The organism is Caloramator australicus RC3 (genome assembly GCF_000297115.1).
Classification (GTDB): domain Bacteria; phylum Bacillota; class Clostridia; order Clostridiales; family Caloramatoraceae; genus Caloramator; species Caloramator australicus.
This window is the reverse complement of sequence record NZ_CAKP01000064.1, coordinates 1-20,478: the sequence shown is the minus strand read 5'-3', so window position 1 is coordinate 20,478 and position 20,478 is coordinate 1. Positions and strand designations below refer to the sequence as shown.

At 32.6% G+C, this 20,478-nt stretch carries 22 protein-coding genes; 7 read left to right on the top strand and 15 right to left on the bottom strand.

What is annotated here, in order from left to right:
• The 6 genes from CAAU_RS05530 to CAAU_RS05505 all read right to left on the bottom strand — a co-directional run.
• Nucleotides 1-428 (bottom strand): UPF0236 family transposase-like protein (locus CAAU_RS05530; RefSeq protein WP_040306062.1); only part of this gene is annotated, 428 nt, incomplete at its 3' end.
• 165 nt (nt 429-593) lie between these two features.
• Nucleotides 594-2,141 (bottom strand): DUF3794 and LysM peptidoglycan-binding domain-containing protein, encoded by a 1,548-nt coding sequence (locus tag CAAU_RS05525; protein WP_008908438.1) that lies wholly within the window; start codon nt 2,139-2,141, stop codon nt 594-596.
• Nucleotides 2,142-2,375: 234 nt separating this feature from the next.
• Complete coding sequence (locus tag CAAU_RS05520) at nt 2,376-2,633, bottom strand: Veg family protein (protein WP_040306060.1); 258 nt, start codon at nt 2,631-2,633, stop codon at nt 2,376-2,378.
• A 211-nt stretch (nt 2,634-2,844) separates the two neighbouring features.
• Complete coding sequence (locus CAAU_RS05515) at nt 2,845-4,170, bottom strand: N-acetylmuramoyl-L-alanine amidase (protein WP_008908437.1); 1,326 nt, start codon at nt 4,168-4,170, stop codon at nt 2,845-2,847.
• Between the two features lie 10 nt (nt 4,171-4,180).
• Nucleotides 4,181-5,038, bottom strand: a complete 858-nt coding sequence (gene yabG, locus CAAU_RS05510; RefSeq protein ID WP_008908436.1) for a sporulation peptidase YabG — start codon at nt 5,036-5,038, stop codon at nt 4,181-4,183.
• Nucleotides 5,039-5,423: 385 nt separating this feature from the next.
• The gene (locus CAAU_RS05505; protein WP_008908435.1) at nt 5,424-6,404 is read right to left on the bottom strand and encodes a CotS family spore coat protein; all 981 of its coding nucleotides are present in this window, start codon (nt 6,402-6,404) and stop codon (nt 5,424-5,426) included.
• Between the two features lie 107 nt (nt 6,405-6,511).
• On the opposite strand from CAAU_RS05505, the gene CAAU_RS05500 reads away from it, so the two are divergent.
• From CAAU_RS05500 to CAAU_RS05480, 5 genes are all read left to right on the top strand, one after another.
• The gene (locus tag CAAU_RS05500; protein WP_008908434.1) at nt 6,512-7,627 is read left to right on the top strand and encodes a glycosyltransferase family 4 protein; all 1,116 of its coding nucleotides are present in this window, start codon (nt 6,512-6,514) and stop codon (nt 7,625-7,627) included.
• A gap of 96 nt (nt 7,628-7,723) precedes the next feature.
• Complete coding sequence (locus tag CAAU_RS05495; RefSeq protein ID WP_008908433.1) at nt 7,724-8,341, top strand: hypothetical protein; 618 nt, start codon at nt 7,724-7,726, stop codon at nt 8,339-8,341.
• Between the two features lie 216 nt (nt 8,342-8,557).
• A complete protein-coding gene (locus CAAU_RS05490; RefSeq protein ID WP_040306056.1) occupies nt 8,558-9,121 on the top strand; it encodes a hypothetical protein in 564 nt (187 codons plus the stop codon).
• 80 nt (nt 9,122-9,201) lie between these two features.
• The gene (locus CAAU_RS05485) at nt 9,202-9,834 is read left to right on the top strand and encodes an HD-GYP domain-containing protein (RefSeq protein ID WP_192811187.1); all 633 of its coding nucleotides are present in this window, start codon (nt 9,202-9,204) and stop codon (nt 9,832-9,834) included.
• A gap of 3 nt (nt 9,835-9,837) precedes the next feature.
• Entirely contained in the window at nt 9,838-10,383 is a 546-nt protein-coding gene (locus CAAU_RS05480) for a DUF5317 domain-containing protein (protein ID WP_008908430.1), read from the top strand.
• Nucleotides 10,384-10,389: 6 nt separating this feature from the next.
• Here the strand turns inward: CAAU_RS05480 and CAAU_RS05475 are convergent, their stop codons facing one another.
• Genes CAAU_RS05475 through CAAU_RS05465 form a run of 4 tightly spaced genes read right to left on the bottom strand, consistent with a single transcriptional unit; the run spans nt 10,390 to nt 13,432 of the window.
• Nucleotides 10,390-11,388 carry a CotS family spore coat protein gene (locus CAAU_RS05475; RefSeq protein ID WP_008908429.1) on the bottom strand — a complete coding sequence of 333 codons (999 nt, stop codon included), beginning with the start codon at nt 11,386-11,388 and terminating at the stop codon, nt 10,390-10,392.
• Nucleotides 11,389-11,400: 12 nt separating this feature from the next.
• Complete coding sequence (locus CAAU_RS05470) at nt 11,401-12,243, bottom strand: protein kinase family protein (protein WP_008908428.1); 843 nt, start codon at nt 12,241-12,243, stop codon at nt 11,401-11,403.
• A gap of 10 nt (nt 12,244-12,253) precedes the next feature.
• On the bottom strand, nt 12,254-12,430 hold the full coding sequence (locus tag CAAU_RS14590) for a hypothetical protein (protein ID WP_008908427.1): 177 nt from the start codon (nt 12,428-12,430) through the stop codon (nt 12,254-12,256).
• A gap of 9 nt (nt 12,431-12,439) precedes the next feature.
• Entirely contained in the window at nt 12,440-13,432 is a 993-nt protein-coding gene (locus CAAU_RS05465; RefSeq protein WP_008908426.1) for a CotS family spore coat protein, read from the bottom strand.
• 126 nt (nt 13,433-13,558) lie between these two features.
• Between CAAU_RS05465 and CAAU_RS05460 the strand changes: the two genes are divergently transcribed.
• The gene (locus CAAU_RS05460; protein ID WP_008908425.1) at nt 13,559-14,680 is read left to right on the top strand and encodes a glycosyltransferase family 4 protein; all 1,122 of its coding nucleotides are present in this window, start codon (nt 13,559-13,561) and stop codon (nt 14,678-14,680) included.
• Nucleotides 14,681-14,748: 68 nt separating this feature from the next.
• Here CAAU_RS05460 and CAAU_RS05455 read toward each other — a convergent pair whose 3' ends face one another.
• The 5 genes from CAAU_RS05455 to CAAU_RS05435 form a co-directional block, all read right to left on the bottom strand.
• Entirely contained in the window at nt 14,749-15,075 is a 327-nt protein-coding gene (locus CAAU_RS05455) for a hypothetical protein (RefSeq protein ID WP_008908424.1), read from the bottom strand.
• Between the two features lie 109 nt (nt 15,076-15,184).
• A complete protein-coding gene (locus tag CAAU_RS05450) occupies nt 15,185-16,630 on the bottom strand; it encodes a methyl-accepting chemotaxis protein (protein WP_008908423.1) in 1,446 nt (481 codons plus the stop codon).
• Between the two features lie 108 nt (nt 16,631-16,738).
• Nucleotides 16,739-18,178, bottom strand: coding sequence for a hypothetical protein (locus tag CAAU_RS05445; protein WP_008908422.1), 1,440 nt, complete (start codon nt 18,176-18,178; stop codon nt 16,739-16,741).
• 81 nt (nt 18,179-18,259) lie between these two features.
• Nucleotides 18,260-18,919: an FMN-binding protein gene (locus tag CAAU_RS13900; protein ID WP_008908421.1), complete on the bottom strand. Its 660-nt coding sequence runs from the start codon at nt 18,917-18,919 to the stop codon at nt 18,260-18,262.
• Nucleotides 18,920-19,035: 116 nt separating this feature from the next.
• Nucleotides 19,036-19,518: a mannose-1-phosphate guanylyltransferase gene (locus CAAU_RS05435; protein WP_008908420.1), complete on the bottom strand. Its 483-nt coding sequence runs from the start codon at nt 19,516-19,518 to the stop codon at nt 19,036-19,038.
• Between the two features lie 156 nt (nt 19,519-19,674).
• On the opposite strand from CAAU_RS05435, the gene CAAU_RS05430 reads away from it, so the two are divergent.
• Nucleotides 19,675-20,478: ISNCY family transposase (locus CAAU_RS05430; RefSeq protein WP_040306053.1), on the top strand; the 804-nt coding region annotated here is incomplete at its 3' end.

The window sequence follows — 20,478 nt, the reverse complement described above, 5'->3', positions numbered from 1 at the left end:
CTTTCTTCGTAGGACATGTTGATTGCATTCTCTACAAGCCTTATCTTTACTTCTTTATCCACCTTCTCATGTTTCCTTATACCTATAACATCATCAAGTAAATATCTATATTCTCCGCTCTTTCTTGATTTGTAGTATGTTCTTGAATATTCTATTCCTCCTAGGAGCGTAATAATACTTTTCTTGTCTTTTCTTTCAACTATCCATTCCTTTTTTCTCTTATCATCTTCTTTAATCGCTTTATCTAATTCTTCTAAAAAGTCTTTTATTATATTCCTTCCAAGTTCATCAGTCGATTCTTTAACTACCTCAACAAGTTTTGTAAAATCCCATTCTTTTGACAGCATTTCTTCTACATTTTTTATTAATTTAGTAGTGAAATTTATTAAATGTTGTTGTATAATATCATGTTGTATAATATTATTCAAAAGAGACACCCCCTTATTGATTTGTGTTTTTTCCACTTTTTATTTTACCACAGGGGTTGTCTCTTTTAAATTTTTTGTCCTTTTTCGTCCTACAATAATTTTACACTATGTTCATTACAAATTTGTCTTTAACAAATTTATAATAGTAATGAACCGTCCCTTGAATTATTTCATAAATGTCTTTTTAGGAACTATAATTTTCATCCCTGGTTCGATATAATCCGGATTTTCGATATCATTTAGCTTTACTATATCCTCTACTTTGGTTCCGTATTTTTTTGCTATCTTCCAGAGGGTGTCATGGGGCTGAACAGTATATATAACAAGGCTTGGCATGTTCTTTATCATTTCTGTTATATCGATTTCTTTTAGGGATTTTAATATATCATAAACGCTCTTTTTGTAAAGCTTCATATGGCATACAAGGTTAGCCTTTACGTTAACTTCCTTATCGGCAAATTTTTCATAGCTTAGGCTCTCAAGTTTAACTGAACAGGTTGGAAGCATATCTATTTTTGCCATAGGAATATCTAAAGTAAACTTAAAGGGGAGTTCCTCTTCATATCCTTCAAGTTCTGGTTCTTCCTTTGCCTTTACATAAACAAGATTACATCTTAAAATACCTTCACAGGTAGCTTTATCCTCTAAAACCTTAACCTCGGTTATCACTGGCTTTGCATCGACATATTTAACTTCAACAATTGCTTCATCCTCAGGAACAGTTATTCTATCCTTTAAAACCTGTGAATCCGTAGCCTCATCATGGTATGAAAAGCATTTTATGTTTTCCTTCTCAAATTCATACCTTGAATCAGACGAGTAGGCATCCAATATATTTTGTAGCTGCCTAGTCGAATAAACTTTAACATAAATTTCTACATTTGCCTGAACTGAAACTACCTTTCTTTCCCCTTCTTCGTTTTCTGAAACCTCTGCATAAGTTTCTTTAACTTTACACATAACATCGATCTTCATGTTTGGTTTTACTTCTTCAGCTACAACTTCATGGCTAAAGGGGATGTCTTGCTCTAACATAAAGTATTCTCCATCCTTGCTCTTAACAAGCATTCTTGCCTTTGCCGTTGCGTTAACTAAAACTTTGCCATCAAGAACTTGATAATCTCTCTTATAAACAAAAACCTCCGTCTTAGCTATTTCTTCTATTTCCTTTTCAGAATTTATTTCTGCCTTTATCATGGATTCTTCCTTTACATCCCTTAAGTATTCATCTATTTCTACGCTTTCCCTTAGCATCTGAACATCCTGTCCCTTGATGTCTACAATAGTTTCCTTTGTCGCTCTATTATAAACATGTCCTTTAAGATTAATAACAGCGTTAACCCTTATTTTTTTATTTGTAGTAACCTGATATTCCATATGTTCTATTTCTGCTTCTACTTTTGGGCTGTGTTCATTTCTTGCGCCTGGGATTTGGATATTATGGGTAAAATTTGAGGATGCTTCGACTTTATATATGTTCCTTGTATCGTTAGAGGAATAATAAACTCTAAAGTTCATCCTCCCTTCAACTATTACCCTATCCTCCACAACCTGACAATTTAAAACTACAGCCTCTCCATCACAATAAAGAACTTTAGAAACATCTCCATCCCTTTCGGATATTACTATATCCCCATTAACCATAGTCTGGGATTGGCCTTCTCCTATAAGCTCCTCGTAATTTATTACATCCTTTACATATTCAACTGACAATTTAATCCCTCCCACCCTAATTTACCTAATATAATATATATTCGCAAAATTAAAAATATTACTTCTTTCTTAAAAAATGTTGACATAAAATTTTATTTCTTTATAATAATATTTTGTCGATAACCTTTGTTTATCCCCCTAAAAAATAGCTGCCAAACCCATAACCCCACAGAAAAGCCGCCTTTTGGCGGCTTTTCTGTTACAAAATAAAATGAAGGCCAAAAGGCCTTCTTTTTACATTGCTACGTTTTTATTCTTGAATATTATCTGGACTGTTTGCGTCAATATATCTGAATAGCTGTAGGATATCGTTCGAGTTGTATTATCGCTTCCTTCGACTTTTACTATGAATATATGAGGATATGTTTTCTCAAGGATGCCTTCTTTTACCGTAAACTTTTTGCGACCGTTGTTAGCCTTAACAACGACCCTCTCTCCAACATGCTCATCAATATCTTTTTTGATGGCATTTAAAAGATCTCTTCCTCTCATAAGAAACACCCTCTTTCCACTACAATATTTTACACCATTGAGGGTGTTTCGTCAATAATTAATTTAATTATTTTAACAAGTTTTTTACAATGTGTCAACAAAAGAATTAATGTCTTTTTCTACAATCATTCAAATATAACTCTCTTTTTTCTCTTTATTATTCATTTAATCTTTTTATTATTATCAACTATAGAGTTTGACAAAGATTCTATTAGAAATTTATCCCGTAAAACTCACAAAGGGCCTTATATATACAATCCCCGATTTTTTTATAACCCTCCTCATTCAAAATGGCTCTATCCTCCCTGCCTGTCATATACAGGCATTCTAATATAATCCCGCTAACCTTGGATTCCCTTAAAATAAAATAGTCCCCAACCCTTACCCCTCTGTTTTTTAAGTTAAGATCTTTATTAAGATTTTTCAAAATAAGATTTGAAAGTTCTATGGCCTCCTCATCATCCTTATAGCAATAGGCCTCACTTCCATTTACTGTGTCGTTATAAAAATGATTCATGTGAATTGAGATAAAAAAATTTGGCCTTTCCTTGTTGATGATATCAACCCTTTTTTGTAGGGATAGGTATTCATCCTTATCCCTCGTCATAACTACACTACAGGACTTTTTTTCTAAATATTCTTTAAGATAAAGTGAAACTTTAAGATTTATATCCTTTTCAGCTATATCGGATATATTTCCCGTATCATCTCCACCGTGTCCTGGGTCGATTAGTATTTTTTTATCATTAAAGTTATTTAAGATATAATCCTTATTCAGTTTAAAAAGCTCTATCCCTGTATAATAGTATTTTAAAATATCCTCATAATTTTTTCCCATCTTTGCCATTGCATCAGCACCATCAAGGCAAACTCCAAGTCCAAGGCCCTCACCTATTTCTTTAACTCCGATGCTTTTTTGTAGAAAATACAGCCTATTGCTTTTTAAATTCAATCCTTCTACAAAATCCTTACCACTTAAATCTTTATTCATAAACTTTAACTTTTTTATTCTCCCCATGTCGTCCCTTTCAACCTCTTCTATAAGTCCCTCTACTTTTTCCTTATAGCTAGAAGAGGAAAGGTTAAAAAGCTCCATAATCCTTTTAACTTCAACTTCCACTTCATCCTTCTTTGCCCTGCATAAGTCGCAAAAAACCCTCCTTAAATATCCTATATGGTATCCTAAAACATCCTCTGAATTTGCAGTTGCTCCAGAACAATTTTTAGTATAATATAGGTCAACTATCCTGCCATTATATTTTGCAATTATTCCAGCAGTTTCTTTAATAGCCTCTATAAGCTTATTCTTTAACTTATCATCAAGTTTATCGAATTCACCTTTATTTAAACTTAAATCCTCCTTGCACCCCTCTAAATTCCTTATATTCCTTGCAATTTTGCTCCTTATTAAAACAGCAAGGGCCTTTAGGGTTTCCCTTTCATATTCATATAGTTCTTTAATTTTAGCAAATAAATATAAAGCTGCTTCTTCAAGTCCATAAACTTCATCTTTAACTTTAACTTTAATATCCTCCATATGACCACCCCTAAATCTTGTGGGAAGATTCTCTGTATTTTCCTCTGGTTTCTAAACCACCTATACCCTTTTCGCCGGTTATGGTGCTCTCTAAAACTTCATTTGGGGATAAAAACTTTGTTATACTGGAAAAGGCGATTTTTTCGCAGACAAAAACAGGATCCATCGCATGGATTAAAACCCTTGATGGTGAACTAGCAAAGTTTGCACCTGCCTCAATTAACACTTCATAATAGGATTGGCAGGCCCCTGCGAATATAACAAGGTCGTCATAGGAGGGTTCATAATCCCTTGCCCTTTTTACCGCCTCAGCAAAATATCTTGAATTTCTATAATTGTTTATATCCTTAAAATTCTGTGCCCCCTTTGCTATGCTGTCATGCCCTGTTAAAACCAATATGTCGGGTTTTATCTCCCTTAAAAGGTCTATAATCACGTTAGGCTGTTCTGCTTCTGGAACAAACCTTCCAACGACATTTATGCCAAGCTTTCTATAACCTCTAAGGCAAATATTTAAATATTCCTCATCTCCATCGATGTGCAAAACCCTTCCTGGTCTTCCTACTATCCCCTTTTCTTCTTTAACTTCCCCCCTTTTACCTTTAAAGGGAACTTTCCTGCTTAAAAGAATCTTTTTAATCTTTGCATTAACCTTTCTATTAAATACCTCATCATATTCTGCAATCTTGTTAAGATCCGGCCTTAAAAGGTCCTCCCCAAGGGCATCTGCAATTATCCTCAGCTCTATTCCTTTTAAAATATAAAGCTTTGTTCCATCCTCTCTTTTTACGATTTGAGTTATTTTAAAATACACATCCCCACCATAGGATTTTCTAACTACTATATCCCCTACCTTTAACTCTTCCATAAACATACTCCAAAGATTTCTATAATACCATAATATGTAACAATCCTTTCTTTTGACAAAAAAATCCGGGAAATTTCCCGGATTACATATTATAGGAAAACTCTTTTTAGTTTTTGGTTTTGCAAGAGCCCCGTGAATGGATTTCAGAAAGGCATCTCTCATGAGCTCTAGCAATTCTTGCTTTTCGACTTTGCAAAAGTCCGTAATTCTGCACATGGACGTGCAGAGCCGAGTGGCCGACACGGATGTCGGCTCACGAGGGTAGGACTTTTGAAAACAAAGAAAAGCTTAGAATTGCTTAGCAAAATGAGCGAATGCCAGGGAAATCCTTCACGGGGCTAAGAAAATAACTTTCAACAGTTTTTAATCCGGGAAATTTCCCGGATCAAAAACTTTCTAAAAAGCTTATATACTTATCCTTCTCGTCCAAAATCTCCCTTAGCTTCTTAATAAAGCTTGCCTCACTCCAGCCTGGTTCTTTGTAATAATACCTATTTGCAATCCTCCAAAATCTCTGCGGGAAGGCAAGTAGTGCCTTTAATACTTTTAATTCATCAACACTAATAGGCTTTACGGCATTATAGTTATCCACTATTAAATTTGCCTTTTCAAGGCTCCAATCAACCCTCTTTAGAGCCTTTACCATTAATGTTGCAAGGTCATATATTTGAATTTCCTCTTTACAGTAATCAAAATCGACGATGTAAACATCCCCATTGTCTTTTATAAGTATATTGTGATAGGTAAAATCATGATGGCAAAGGACTTTATCGTTTAAGTCCTTCTGGCATACCCTATTATAGGCATCAAGGTCTAATTTTTCTATCGCCTTTTTTGCAAGTTCTATATAAAAGTCTACGTTATCAAGATATAAAATATCAAACTCCGTCTTTTTCTTGTTTTTCCTTGCGATATCCTTCATCTTGTTTAAAGTTGTAAGCCTTTTTTCAAAGGTATAGGGAAGTTTTCCAATATCATTTCTTGCCTTTAAATTATCCTCTGGAACAAAACTCCTTGCAGCAAGATGAAATTTTGCCAAAGTTTTTGCTGCAATCTTTAAATCCTCATCATTTCTAAAATCGCATTCCCTTCCATCTATCCATTCAGTAACTACATAAAGATCTTCATTTACGATGGCATAGGGAAGACCCTTTAGGGATAATTCGTTTTTATCAATTTTATCAAAACCGTTCTTTATAATATGTTCCTTAGCCTTATATATATACATAAGCTTATGCGGACCGTAATTTACCTTCTTTAAGCATTTGTTTCCCTTATTAGTTTTAATCAGATATACTCCCCTCTGGGGAATAAGATCCCTAATCTCAAATCCAAACTGTGTAGAAATTTCAGTTTCCCTAACCATTTTACCACCCCCTACTAATGTTTATGTTTTTTAACTTTTTTTATGTATATTCACCAAATCAAAGATTTCTTCATAATATAAACTGTATATAATTAATAGGTGATCCTATGAAAATCGGAATAGACTCAAGAGCTTCCATTTGGTATAGAGGAACGGGCATTGGCACCTACACTTATCAGCTAATTAAAAATATATGCTTAATTGACAAAGAAAATGATTATCTTTTATTTCTTCCCAAGGACAAACTTGATTTTGAGCTTGATGAAAATTTTAAGGTTAAACATATTGAAAAAAGCGATAAGGAGACCTTTTGGGAGGAGGTTGACGTTCCAAACATTTTAACCGATACGGGTATAGAAATTTATCACGTTCCCCAAAATGGAATAGGCCTTCCCTATGAGAAAACTTGTAAATTTGTAATAACCCTTCATGATGTAATTCCTTATAAAATGCCTGAAACCGTCGGACCCCAATATCTTAAAATATATCTTCAGGAGATCCCTAAAATAGTTCCCCTTTGTGATGGGATAATAACTGTATCAGAATACTCTAAGATGGACATCCATAAAACATTGGGCTATCCTTTAGACAAAATATATGTAACCTATCTTGCTGCAGAGGATATTTATAAACCAATTAATAAGGAATATTGCAGGAAAATTATTAAAGAAAAATATTGCCTTGAGGGGGACTTTATCCTATATGTTGGTGGATTTAGTCCAAGGAAAAATATAAAAGGGCTAATTCAAGCCTTTAGCCTTATAAAAAATAAGATAAAGGGATTTAAACTTTTGATCCTTGGAAAGAAGGGTCGCTCCTACTACGATTACAGGGACCTTGCCCTTAGCCTCGGACTTAAAAATGAATGCCTTTTCCCGGGATTTATCCCCGTTGAGGACTTACCACTTTTTTATAATGCCTCCTATATGCTAATTTACCCTTCCTTTTATGAGGGATTTGGCCTTCCGCCCCTTGAGGCTATGGCTTGCGGAACGCCTGTAATTGCTTCAAACACCACATCCATTCCTGAAGTTTTAAAAGAAGATGCCCTTTATGTAAATCCTCAAAATCCTTATGAAATAGCAGAAAACATTTTAAGATTAATTGAGGATAAAAAGCTTTATGAAGATTTAAAACTTAAGGGACTATTAAGAAGCTCCTCCTACTCATGGAAAAAAACTGCGGTGGAAACTTTGACTGTTTTTAGCAAATTGTCGAAATAAGGCTCTAAATTTAGGGCCTTTTTTTGTTTTTTGTAATTGAGGACAGAGCCAAAATATGCTATTATTATACTTAGATTTTAGGGCGGGGGGATATTAATGGACCTTACACTAGTTCAAGAAACGATAAATAGGATAGAAGGAGTTTTAAATTGTAAGGTGGTTTTTGAAAATGATGAAATAAGTGAAATTCATGTCCTTGCAAACAGCTCAAGATCCCCAAAGCAGATAGCAAGGGACATAGAATCCACTTTATTTGCAAAGTATGATTATAAGATAGATAAGAACAAAATAAGCATTGCGGTAATTCAATCGGATGATATGGTAAGCCCTAAGAGGGTTAAGCTACATAGCGTATTGGTAAAGACTTTGCTAAATAAGATTGAATATAGCGTTATTTTAACCTATGATGGCATTGAATATTCCGTTGAAGGTTCAGGAATAAACACTCAGGCAAATAGGAAAAAGCTCATCGCAAAGGCAACCTTAGAGGCTGTAGAAAAGATTATTGGACAAGAATACCTATTCGATGTTCAGGATGTTTTAGTCAACACAACAAACACTGTAACTGTGGTTACGGTAATAGTTAATGCGCTTGTTACAGGCAACGAAGAAGCCCTCGTTGGTTCTGCCATAGTAAGAAAGGATTTAAACGAAGCAATTGCAAGGGCAACACTGGATGCAATAAACAGACGAATTGAAAAGATAACTCAATAGTGTGCAAAAAGGCCGATTATATTTATCCTTTTCCTCTTTAGCGGAGCAACGCAACAGGCAATAGCGGAGCCCTGTTAGCCAAAACGCAAAGGGGGTAATCTGCATGAAGAAAATATTACCTGCAATCATAGCTCTTTTAACACTTGCTTTAGCAGGTGGATCAGTATTTACATGGGTGTAAAATATAATCGGCCTTTTATTTTAGGAGGGAGATTAGTGAAAAAATTAAAACAATACTTATATTTGTTTATTTTATATACATTAGCAATAGTTATTTTGATTAGTGCGTATAAATCAAATTCTATTCCTTTTAGTGAAAACTCATTAGGAATATTGTTATTTATAATATTATCTATAATTACAGAGTCTTCTTTAGTAATATATAAAAGATTAGCAATAAGCCCAAGTTTTGCAATATTTTTTGCCTCAATATATTTGTTTGGAACTTTTTATTCAATGATTATTGCTGGATTAGGAGTAGCTTTAAGAATTTTCAAACAAGGTGAAAAATATCTTCACATACTAAACATAGAAATAAAAAAATTATTATTTAATATAAGCAATGTAGTTATTTCAGTATATTGTTCATCGATATTAACAAACAAATTAATCTCACAATTTGAAATAACAAACAATGCTATTGTAGATTTATTAAAATTTTTACTGATTCCATTAATATTTTTATTAACAAATGCATTAATAATATCAACATTATTCTCTATATTAACAAATGACTCTTTTTTAAAATTTTTAAGTCAAATTTTCTATTTGGATTCTTAAACATTTTTTCTATGGCTCCTTTAGGATATTTTTTAACTTACTTATATAGCACTTCTAACGTTATAGGCGTTATAGTAGTTATGATTATCATTATTTTTACAAGATATACCTTTATGCTCTACATCGAAACAAAATCCAAATACATGGAAACCATCGAAGTTTTGATGCACGCCCTTGAATCAAGGGATAAATACACAGAGGGACACTCAAGAAATGTAGCAAGGATTGTTGAAATGATTGCAAGGGAACTTAAGTTTAGTGAAAGCAAAATAGAAGAGTTAAAGCTTGCTGCATATCTTCATGATGTTGGAAAAATTGGAATTAGCGATGCCATCCTTAACAAGCCTGGAAAATTAACTGAAGAAGAATATAACATAATAAAGCAGCATCCTGAAATAGGATACCAAATAGTAAAGAATATTAAAGACCTTGGAAGAATACCAGAAATTATAAGATATCACCACGAAAGATATGATGGCAAAGGATATCCGACAGGTAAAAAGGGTGAAGAGCTTGGAATTGACGTTTTCATCCTCCAACTTGCCGACTCCATAGATGCAATGATGACGGACAGGGTTTATAGGAAGGCCCTTTCGCAGGAGGAGATTATGAGGGAGATAATAACAAACAGCGGAAAGCAGTTTCATCCAAAGGTAGTTGAGGCCTATCTTAGAGCCTGTGAAAAACAAAAATCCTGTAAAGAAAGAGGTTAGAATATGCTATTCATTCTTTCTGCCATCTTAGGAATTATAATTGGTCTTTTACTTAAGGGAGATATTAAAAGACTTGATGGTTCAGATTTAAAGGGAATATATATCCCAATCATAGCCTTTTCAATTGAAATAGTTTTATTTACCCTTGTAAGGAAGGGCATTATTGAAAGAGGACTCATAACCTACATATTTTATCTTCTGCAATTTATATTGATTTTCATATTTGCTTATTTGAATAGGCAAAACAAAGCCATCGTCACGATTGCCATTGGATTTTTATTAAACGCCCTTGCGATATTCCTAAACGGCGGTGCGATGCCAGTAAATCCTGATTCTGCTGTTGCAGCAGGTCTTTATCCTTCAAAGGATAATATAAACATCGCAAAGGAAGGTTTATACGTCCTTCAAAATGAGAAAACCTTGTTTTGGTTTTTAGGGGACATTATCCCCGTTAAATTTATAAGAAGTTATGTCGTTAGCATAGGCGATGTATTTATATGCATTGGAGTTATATATTATATAATAAAAAGCATGAAAGGGGCTGAGTAATCAGCCCTATAACCATATCTTTTTAAAACTTTTTAAAACCCTATCCTTATCATCCTTATATGCTGCCTTTCTGATAAGCTTTTCTACATATTCATCCTCATCCCACTGCTTTGTCCTTAAATAGTAATCCCTTGAAATATCATAAAAATCCTTAGGGAAAAGAAGATATGCATAAAGAATGTTTATTTCCTCCTTAGTTAATTTGCTTATTTTGTTGTAATTATCCAATATTATATTAATCGTTTCGATTGTAAAGGCGTTATCCTTTAAAGCTTTATTTATAAAATTAGCAAGGTCGTGAACCCTTGTGTCCAAAATACAAAGATCAAAATCTAAAAAATAAACATTATCATCGTTTCCCATCAAAACATTATGATGGGCAAGATCATGGTGGCAGAATACATAGTCCTTTATATGCCTGTCCTGTGTCCCTTTTAAATAATCCACAGCCTCCTTAGATTTTTCAATATTTATATCCACATTTTCCAAAAATACTTTATCAAATTCGGTTTTATAGTAGTGCATACTAGCTATTTCTTTAAATTTTTCAAGATCCTTTATTCTATTTAATAATCTTTCCACCATTTTGCCAACCAAGCTTTTTTTATCGTAATAGCCGATATCCTTTGAAGCCTCATGAAACTTAGCAAGGGCCATCGCTACATTTTTTAAATCCAATGGGTTTTGGTAAAGGGCCTCTCTACCTTCAACGCAGTCTAATACAACATATACCTCATCGTTATATATTAAATAGGGCTTTCCCTCCTTTGTAAGTCTAAAATTTATAACGTAGGGATAATTCTTTCTAATTTTATTTAGGGAATTATATATAAACTCTAAATCCTCTAAAGGATACTTAACCTTTTTTAATATCTTTATCCCCTGATTCGTCGTAAGAACAAATACTGACCTTACGGGATGTGCCTCATTAACTTTTAAATTAAACTCATCGAACATCCTGTCATCTAAAAAAAAGTCAGCAAGGAATTTTTTGTCCTTTGGCATTAAATCCACCCCTTACACCCCCAAAAGGTTGCATTGATTATCCCTTAAAAGTGCCTTTTCAAGTTTCTTTTCGTAATCTATTTCCTTGCCCTTTAAATATTTTGAAACAAGCTTTAGGGTATTATATGGGAAGGACACATAGGCCTTTATATATTCTATTGAATTTGAGTTCAATGCCCTATACTTTTCATATTCAGATAATACTATATCAAAAATCTCTTTTTTGCCTGTCTTTTGAATTCCCCTTTTTATAAGCTTTGCTATATCCTCTTCTATCATATTGTAGCCTGAATCAAATATTTCAAATAAATATATTCCTCTTTTTGTTTTTATCGCTGTATTCTTTGAAATGGTATTAAGGCAAACTTCCCTTTTTTTCATGCTCTCCTCTAATGCTGAAAGATATTGAATACTCCTAAAGGTTTTCATGACTTCCTTTGCCCTTTTATAAATTTCCTCCCAATAGGGTTCAAGGGCAGCTTCAAAGGAGGTTTTATTTTCACTATCCTTTATTCTTTCAAAATCCTTTAAATACCTTTTATATCGCTCTGTTAATTTCCCCCACCTTACATTTATCTTAATTCCCGGTGGTGGAACAAAGCCCTCCGAAGCTCCATGGAATTCAGAAAGGACTTTACAAAATTCCTTAATACTTTTCTCCCCATCTATCTCAAAGGGTCTTCCTTCAACCTTTTCCGTATCGATATATAGCTTTTTATTTTTTATGGTATATAGTTTTCCTTCCTTGTTATATCTAATTTCAATTAGATTTTTAAAACCATTCTTATACAAATATTCCTGCAATGTCCTTGCAAAAACAATCTGCCACTCTTTGCAATCAACTTCCCTTAACATCATCCCACCCCTAATGTCTTTTTTTCTTTTCTTTATTTTGTCTTTCCATCATCCTTTGAATTTCCCTTTCTATCTCTTCTTTTTCTCTTTTTAATTTTTCATACTTTTTCTCAAGCTTTTTAAGTTCCTTTAGTTTTTTAATGTCTTCCTTAATATCCTTTATCCTTTTTTCCATTTCCTCACTCATATCATCACCTTAAAATATTGATTTAAAATTATTTAAAAATCTAAATCTTTCCTTATGGTCATCGGTAACCTTTAAAAGCTTTTTTAAGAAAAACTCCTCATCCCAGGGCTGCTTTTCAACATAATATTGAAGTCCTACCTGCCAAAAATCCTGAGGAAATTCCATAAAACAGTATATCAAGTAAAGTTCATCTTTATTTATTGGGGTAAAATTTGAATAAATCGAAATTATATATTCTAATGTATCCATGCTCCAATTTCCGTATCTTAAACTTCTTATTATGATGCTTGCAAGATCATGAAGATGGGAATCCATTATGCAGTAGTCAAAGTCGATAATATATATATTTAAAAAATTATCTATTAAAAAATTATGATTTGCACTGTCATGGTGGCAAAATTCCTTTAAAGCCTTATGGCTCTCCATTATCTCAAAATACTTTGATTCTTTGAGATTTTTTATAGCGTCAAGGGCTTGTTTGTAATGAACATCAATATGCCTAAGATAAATATCATCAAACTGAGTCCTCTCAACCTTTGAAACTATTATGGATTTAAAAAGTAATAGCTGATTTAGCCTTTTTTCAAACTTTTCAATCCATCTTCCATAAAGGTTTCTTCCCTTAACCTTTTTATATTGAAAATTTCTTGATTTTATATGCAGCTCCCCTAATGTTTCAACGGCCCTTTTAAGTTCGACTAAATTTTTAAAATCAACATGCCTTGAGTTAGTCCAATCTGTTAAAAATGCAAATCCTTCATTTAATTCAATATAGTCATCACCATCCTTTGTTTTTATTATTGGAAGAACTTTTTTAAAACCATTATTTATAAGGTGCATAATACAGGAGATAATAAACTCAAATTGTTCTTTGTCATACTTTGAGACCTTTAAGCAATACTCCCTCTCGCCTGAGGTTATTTTATAAACATTTTTGTATTTTTCTATATTTGAAACTTTAATACTATATTTATTTTCTATTAGCCTAATTAATTCTTCCATAAAGCTCACTCTCAAAAGCAATTCTATTTTATAATATGTAAATATTTAACTTGTGTGATTAAATCCATGCACAAAATTAACCTTATTGTAATATAAATAAAATATAAGCATAATAGGAGTGATTAAATGAGGATTGCAATAGATGCAAGGGGATATAATTGGTATGCTGGAACCGGCATTGGAACATATATTCAAAATATAATTAAGTATATATCGATTTTGGACCATGAAAATGAGTATCTTCTCTATTGGCATGGCGGAAACTATGATAAGGTTGTTAAGGAAAATATAAGGGCATGCATAACCTCAAGAAGGGGGCACCGTTTTTTTGAGGAACACTTTATCCCCCAAAACTTAGTAAAAAACAAAATTGACGTGTATCATCTTCCCCAAAATGGGATAGGATTTCCCGAAGAAAAAAAAACAACAATAATAACCACCATCCATGATCTCATTCCTTATATAATGCCTGAGACTGCAGGAAAGGGTTATCTTAAAAAGTTCCTAACGGAGATGCCCAAAATCATCCAAAAATCCGATCTTATAATAACCGTATCCAATTACTCCAAAAAAGATATCATAAGATTTTTTAACGTCGACGAATCAAAGGTTAAAGTGACCTACCTTGCAGCAGAAAAATATTTTAAGCCTCTTGATAAGGAGCTTTGCATAAACTATCTTAAATCAAAATACAACATAAACTTTGATTTTCTTCTTTACCTTGGTGGATTTAGCAAAAGGAAAAACGTAAAATCCATAATTTTAGCCTATTCAAATCTTTTGAAAAATTTAAGCAAGGACATAAGGCTTGTAATATTAGGACAGGCAAAGGATGAAAAGGATGAGCTCGAGAAAATGTGTTTTGATCTTAATTTAATTGATAGAGTTGTATTTACAGGATATGTCCCCTATGAGGACCTTCCCTATTTTTATAACGCCTCAACTATTTTTTTATACCCTTCCCTATACGAAGGATTTGGCCTCCCACCCCTTGAGGCAATGTCCTGTAAAACTCCTGTAATAACGTCTAATGTGACATCCATCCCAGAAATCGTAGGCGATGGAGCCCTTTTAATCGATCCTAAAGATATATACGCCCTTCAGAAAGCTATAGAAGAACTCCTTTCCAATGATAAACTTCGAGAGGATATTGCAAATAAAGGATATGAAAGAAGTAAACTTTTCACATGGGAAAAAACCGTTAAAGAAACATTAAATATATATGGTGCCTGCCACTTGACTTTTTGACATTTGGACATTTCTATTATTTTCCAATAAAAAGCACCAATTACTACATTAAGCAATTGGTGCTTTTATCATTTCTTTTCTTCATCTAACACATTTTTAACATCAAAAACCCCGGCCTTAATAAGCCTAAATATAATTTCCGAACGACATTCTATAATATCCTCAAGCTTATCTGCAACCTTTCTCATATCAAAAACTATATCTAAAAATTCCTTAACCTCATGGGTTTCATTTATAGTTATATTTTTTATTATACTCGCCGTATTGGCAAAGTTTACACATATATATGATAATTTTAAAAGAACATCCGTTAAGGGAGTCAACTCACATTCCAAAAGATTTTTCGTATTTTCATATTTTAAAATAAACCCTGCCTTTTCTAAATCTTCCCCCATAATTTACACCACAATTTTGCTATACTATATTTTATTCAAGGAGTGCCTGCCACTTGACTTTTTGACATTTGGACATTTTCATATTTTTCCAATTAATTTGATCCTAAATTTATAACTTCAATATGTTATCTATTGATATTCCTGCTGAGATAACTCCCTTTTCATCCTCCCTTTTTATGGCTAAAAATTTATAAAGTTCGCCTGTATCTAGTCTTCTTGTTAAGGGATATATTTCATAGTCCTTATTGGATCTTACAAAGTCCACATATCTTTTATCTATCTCAAAGATATTAAGACCAATTGCTTCCTTTGTAGTCCCGTATTCAAATATCCCCTTTTCATTAGCATAATAAACATCGTTTATCCCAAGTTCCCTGCACAGTTTCTTAAGTGAATCGGCATCCTTAGAACCTTTATACTCCTTAATCTTTATTGCTATCTCCTGTAACTTTTTTTGTTTATCTTCGTCTATTGAATCTTCTAAAAAATTGTTGCTAAGATTTGATATATCCGTCATTACCTTATTTAAATTCTCAACCATCTCCCTTTGTTTTTGGAGCATTTTAGCAGTTAATTTTATATACTCCAAAGTTTTATCATGGGAGGTTTTTAATACATTTATCCTTTCCTTTGTAATTTCTACCGAATTCCTTACACCCTTTGAACCCTCTTTTATTTCATCAACCTTTACATCAAGGTTGTTTGATGCATCAAATATATCATTAAGAGCATCATCAACCTCTATGAAAAACTCATTCATATTTTTCATTTTCTCATTGCTGCTATAGCTTATCTTCTGCATTTTTTCTATAGATTCTTTAATATCATTAGTTAAATTTTTTATATTCATATTAAAGCTTTTTACTTGATCCGATAGTTTTCTAACCTCATTGGCAACAACCAGAAAACCTCTACCATATTCTCCTGCTCTTGCAGCTTCGATGCTTGCATTCAATGATAAAAGATTTGTTTGATTTGCAATATCATCTATACTTTTTGAAATTTCAAAAATGCTCTCCGATGTTTTTGTAAGTTCATCTGTAATGCTTAAATATTCTTTATATATTCCCACTATATCATTGAAATTCTTGATTATGTCCTTAATGGTTCTACTGCTTTCTTCGATAACCCTCATATTTTTATTTGAAAGTTCCTTAGTTTCATTTGAAATCACTTCAATTACATCTATATTATTTATGATACTTCTTGACTCATCATCAATAAGGTTTATACTTTTGTCATCTTCTTCCACAAGTTTTACTATCTCCTTTGAAAAATTTACCGTTTGATTTGATGAATTATTAATTTCATTAGTTGAAATATATAAGTTCTTACTTGCTTCAGCAAGGTTTTTTGATGTTTCCTTTAAATCCAACTTGGCATCAGAAATAACCGTTTTCTCAATAATCTTTTCCCTTCTTATTAATGAAAAAGTTAGCATAGTAGCAAAGGCACAGGCAAATACAATGGCAAGGAAAGGTTCAGTAAAGAATAACATTATTTTAGCAAAGATACTTGTTAAAACAATTATTCCAACTAGTTTTACAAGCTCCATCCATCCCACCCTTTTCTTTTTAATGTAATATAATTATTCTACAAAAAAGTAAAAAATCCTTCTCAACAAAAAAACTTAAACTTAGGTGCCTGGCACCTAAGTTTAAGTTTACATGTTTTTCCCTAAGGTTAACACTTTATTCATAAGAAAATCATAGTTCTTTTGTATTGCCCTTTGTATCAAATCATTTTCTTCCTTTGAAAGATGGTGCTTGTGATTTTCTGCAAAATAGTCTGCTGTTACCATAAACCAAGCTATATAAGGGATTTCTTTGGCATCATTTTTAATTGTAACATCTGTAAACTTCGTATCATGAATTATTGCAAATGCATCAATATGATTTTTAATTGAATTGATTAGCATGTTCTTTGCCAACATAACGTTCTTTGAATGCACACCTATAAAACTTGTAAATTGGCTTTCATTCCATTTCATAAATCCATATAAGAATTGATGTAATCTTCCGGTGTTTATCTCATCCCTTGAAGCACTAACTACACCGTTTACCACAGCTATTTCCCTTGCTATTCCCTCATTTTTATATGTTACATCCTTTACAATCACCTTATTAACCATCTTTGTAGTCTTTAACATTAAGTTTGCTGCTTCAATTCCATATCCATTTTGAATCAATATTGTTGAAAGTTCCTTAGCTCCCCAAAGGAATGTTCCAAAATCCCTTAAATCAAATTTAACATTTTGTCTATCTCCCGAAAATACAAAAACATTATATTCTTCATCATAGGAGGCATTTATATAATCATAAACTTCCTTTGCTATTTGTGTTAATCTTTGCTTATCATTAGTTCCTGATAGATTCCATTGAACATTTAAAGCTAAAAGACCGTTTCCCATAGTTCCATAATTTATACTTTGTAGGGACGGATCATTATAAAATTTTCCTTCCTTATAAAGGTTGTTTAAAACATAGCTTGAAGTTGAAAGGGCATTTTTGTAACTCAAATCCTTAACATTCTTTTGGAAAGTTGCTGCATTCTGAACTATTTTCTTGTATCTTGCAAGATCAGCTACAGCCTTTTTATACTTTGCTGTTCTTCTTTCTGACTTTTTAGCTGTTTTTATGTATCTTTCTAAATTATTAATCGTAGATTTATATAATAAACCATAATTAAATTTTACATTATTTACATAGGCATCATAAAAGGCAATGCTCATTTGAGCGATTGAAGCAATATCTGTCTTATTTTGATTGTGATATTCATTATCAGTATAATCATAAGAAGAAACTATTGATCCATCTTCATTGAAAAATAAGTTTTGTGTAGTTTTAGCAAGTTCAACATAATAGGAAGCTACTTTGCTTCTTAACGCTAAGTTATTATCTTGAACATTATTTATAGATTTTAAAATTGATGCATAATCCGTAGCTGTAATTTTACCTTCTATAGGCAATAGTCCATCCTTTGTTACTGCATGGGGAAAAATATATTTTACATCCTTACCTTTAAAGTGTGCTGGTGGTGCAGCAAATACAACATTAAATACTAAAGTAAATATTAAAAGCGTTGATAAAACAATTTTTCTCATATTATCCCTCCATTTTTGATAATGATTTTCATATTCATATATTATCATTTAAATTTTATTATGTCAATATGATAATGATTATTATTTTGAATTATTTGCCCCTTCCAAAGCATTACTAATTGCCCTAATGAGCCCATTGCTAGTTAAAGTTGCACCGGAAACTATTTCAACCTCCGCTGATTGCTTTTCATATACTGCACTGGCTATTTTTTTATAAACAATTTCAAATAAATTTTGCGTATCACTATGAGATAATATTTCAATAATATGAATTCTTCCATCCTTTACTGTAACCTGCACTTTAATTTCACCGTTTTTCCCTTCAGAACTTCCAATGTAAATTCCATCTTTATAGGTAATTTTCTGTTGAGTTTCTATTTGTTTCGTTTCTTTTTTATCGTCTTCCTTTACCACATTCTTTTGAATATCATTTTCCTTATCATTTTTTGTTTTTGTGCCTGCTTTTTCTTTTGTGTTGTTTATATTATTAGAAATATTAACTTTTTTATTATCGATTTTACTTGTATTCTTTATCTCCTTAGGATTATTATTGTAAACATGTTCATTTACTTTTTCACTATTATTTTTTTCTTCCATCACTTCTGTCTTGTTTGAATTTTCAGCACTTATAACTTCCTCCTTTAAGGTTTCACTTTTATAGGATTCCTTTTTTGAGCAGGCTAAATTGGTTATAAGGCTTAAAATTAAAACCATAATGATTCCTAATTTTTTAAACCTCAACCTTAATCATCCTCCTTTAATGTATATTTACTTAAATTATAAATAAAAATCAATACGATGTAAATGATTATTATTATCATTGTTTGTGAATTATATAACGGCTGCTTGTGCAACCGTTATATGAACCTTTCTAATTCTTCCATATTTGAAATCTTCTTTACAAGGTCCTTTATGCTCTGGCTTCTATCCTTTGGACAAATTAAAACAACATCATCAGTATCAATGATAAGCATATCCTTAACGCCTATAGCTGCAATAAGCCTCTTTTCTCCTATAATCGTTGTATTCCTTACATCCAATACTGCAGCCTCGCAGTTGGATATTACATTGCCGTGTTCGTCCCTATTTAAGAATCTTTCAAGGGATGTAAAACTTCCTATATCGTCCCAAACAAAATTAGTTGGAATTACAACTGCCCTATGGGTTCTTTGCATAACGCCAAAATCTATTGAAATTCCGTCAATCTTTTCATACTCCTCCCTAATAACCCTCTCTTCATCAGGTGTTCCAATATACTCATAAATCCTCATAAGATTCTTATAAAGATCAGGAAGATATTTTTTTATTTCCCTAAGCAGCCTATCACCACTTTTTACCAAAGTTGGTTAAACTTTCTCATGTTTTTATTGTTATTATATCACAATTTAAAATTATTGGAAGGTAAAAAATTATGTGGGTGTGATTATTTTATGATAATGTCATGTTGTAGAGTAATATGATAAAATGTCACTATGAGGAACGAGGTGTTTTATTCAATGTCACAAAAACAAATTAATAGGTATGTTGTCATTCAAAAATCCCTTGAGGGTTTATTAACTGTCAAGGAAGCAGCAAAGGTTTTAGGCCTTAGCGAACGTCAAGTTATTAGATTAAGAAAGGGTGTGATGCAAAGCGGGGTTTCTGCTCTTATTCATAAAAACAAAGGCCGTAAACCTTCTCATGCTGTTTCCGATGAACTTAAAGGTAAAATTATCTCTCTTAAATTGTCTGACAACTACAAAAATGCTAACTTCAAACATTTTAACGAGCTTCTTGAAAGATTCCATGGCATTAAGCTAAGTTACTCTACCATCTACAATATCCTTAACTCTACCGGTATTAAAAGCCCTAAAAAGCGCCGTAGATTTAAACCCCATACAAGACGAAAAAGAAAACCACAGATGGGCCTTCTAGTTCAGATGGATTCCTCTCCATTTGATTGGCTGGGTATTGGCTGTAACTATTCTATCCATGGTGCTATCGACGATGCTACTGGCAAAGTTCTCGGTCTTTATATGACTAAAAATGAATGCCTTCAAGGATATTTTGAAGTCGCTCGCTTTATGCTCGAAAACTTTGGTATCCCTGCTAGTATCTATAGCGATAGGCATGCTATCTTCCTTTCTACTAAAGCTTCTAAACTCTCTATTGAAGATCAGCTTGAAGGCAAGGTTTGTAACGATACTCAGTTCTCTAGAGCTATGCGGGAACTTGGCATCACTATAATAACTGCTCATTCCCCTCAGGCTAAAGGTAGAGTAGAACGACTTTGGAATACTTTGCAATCGCGTTTGCCCGTT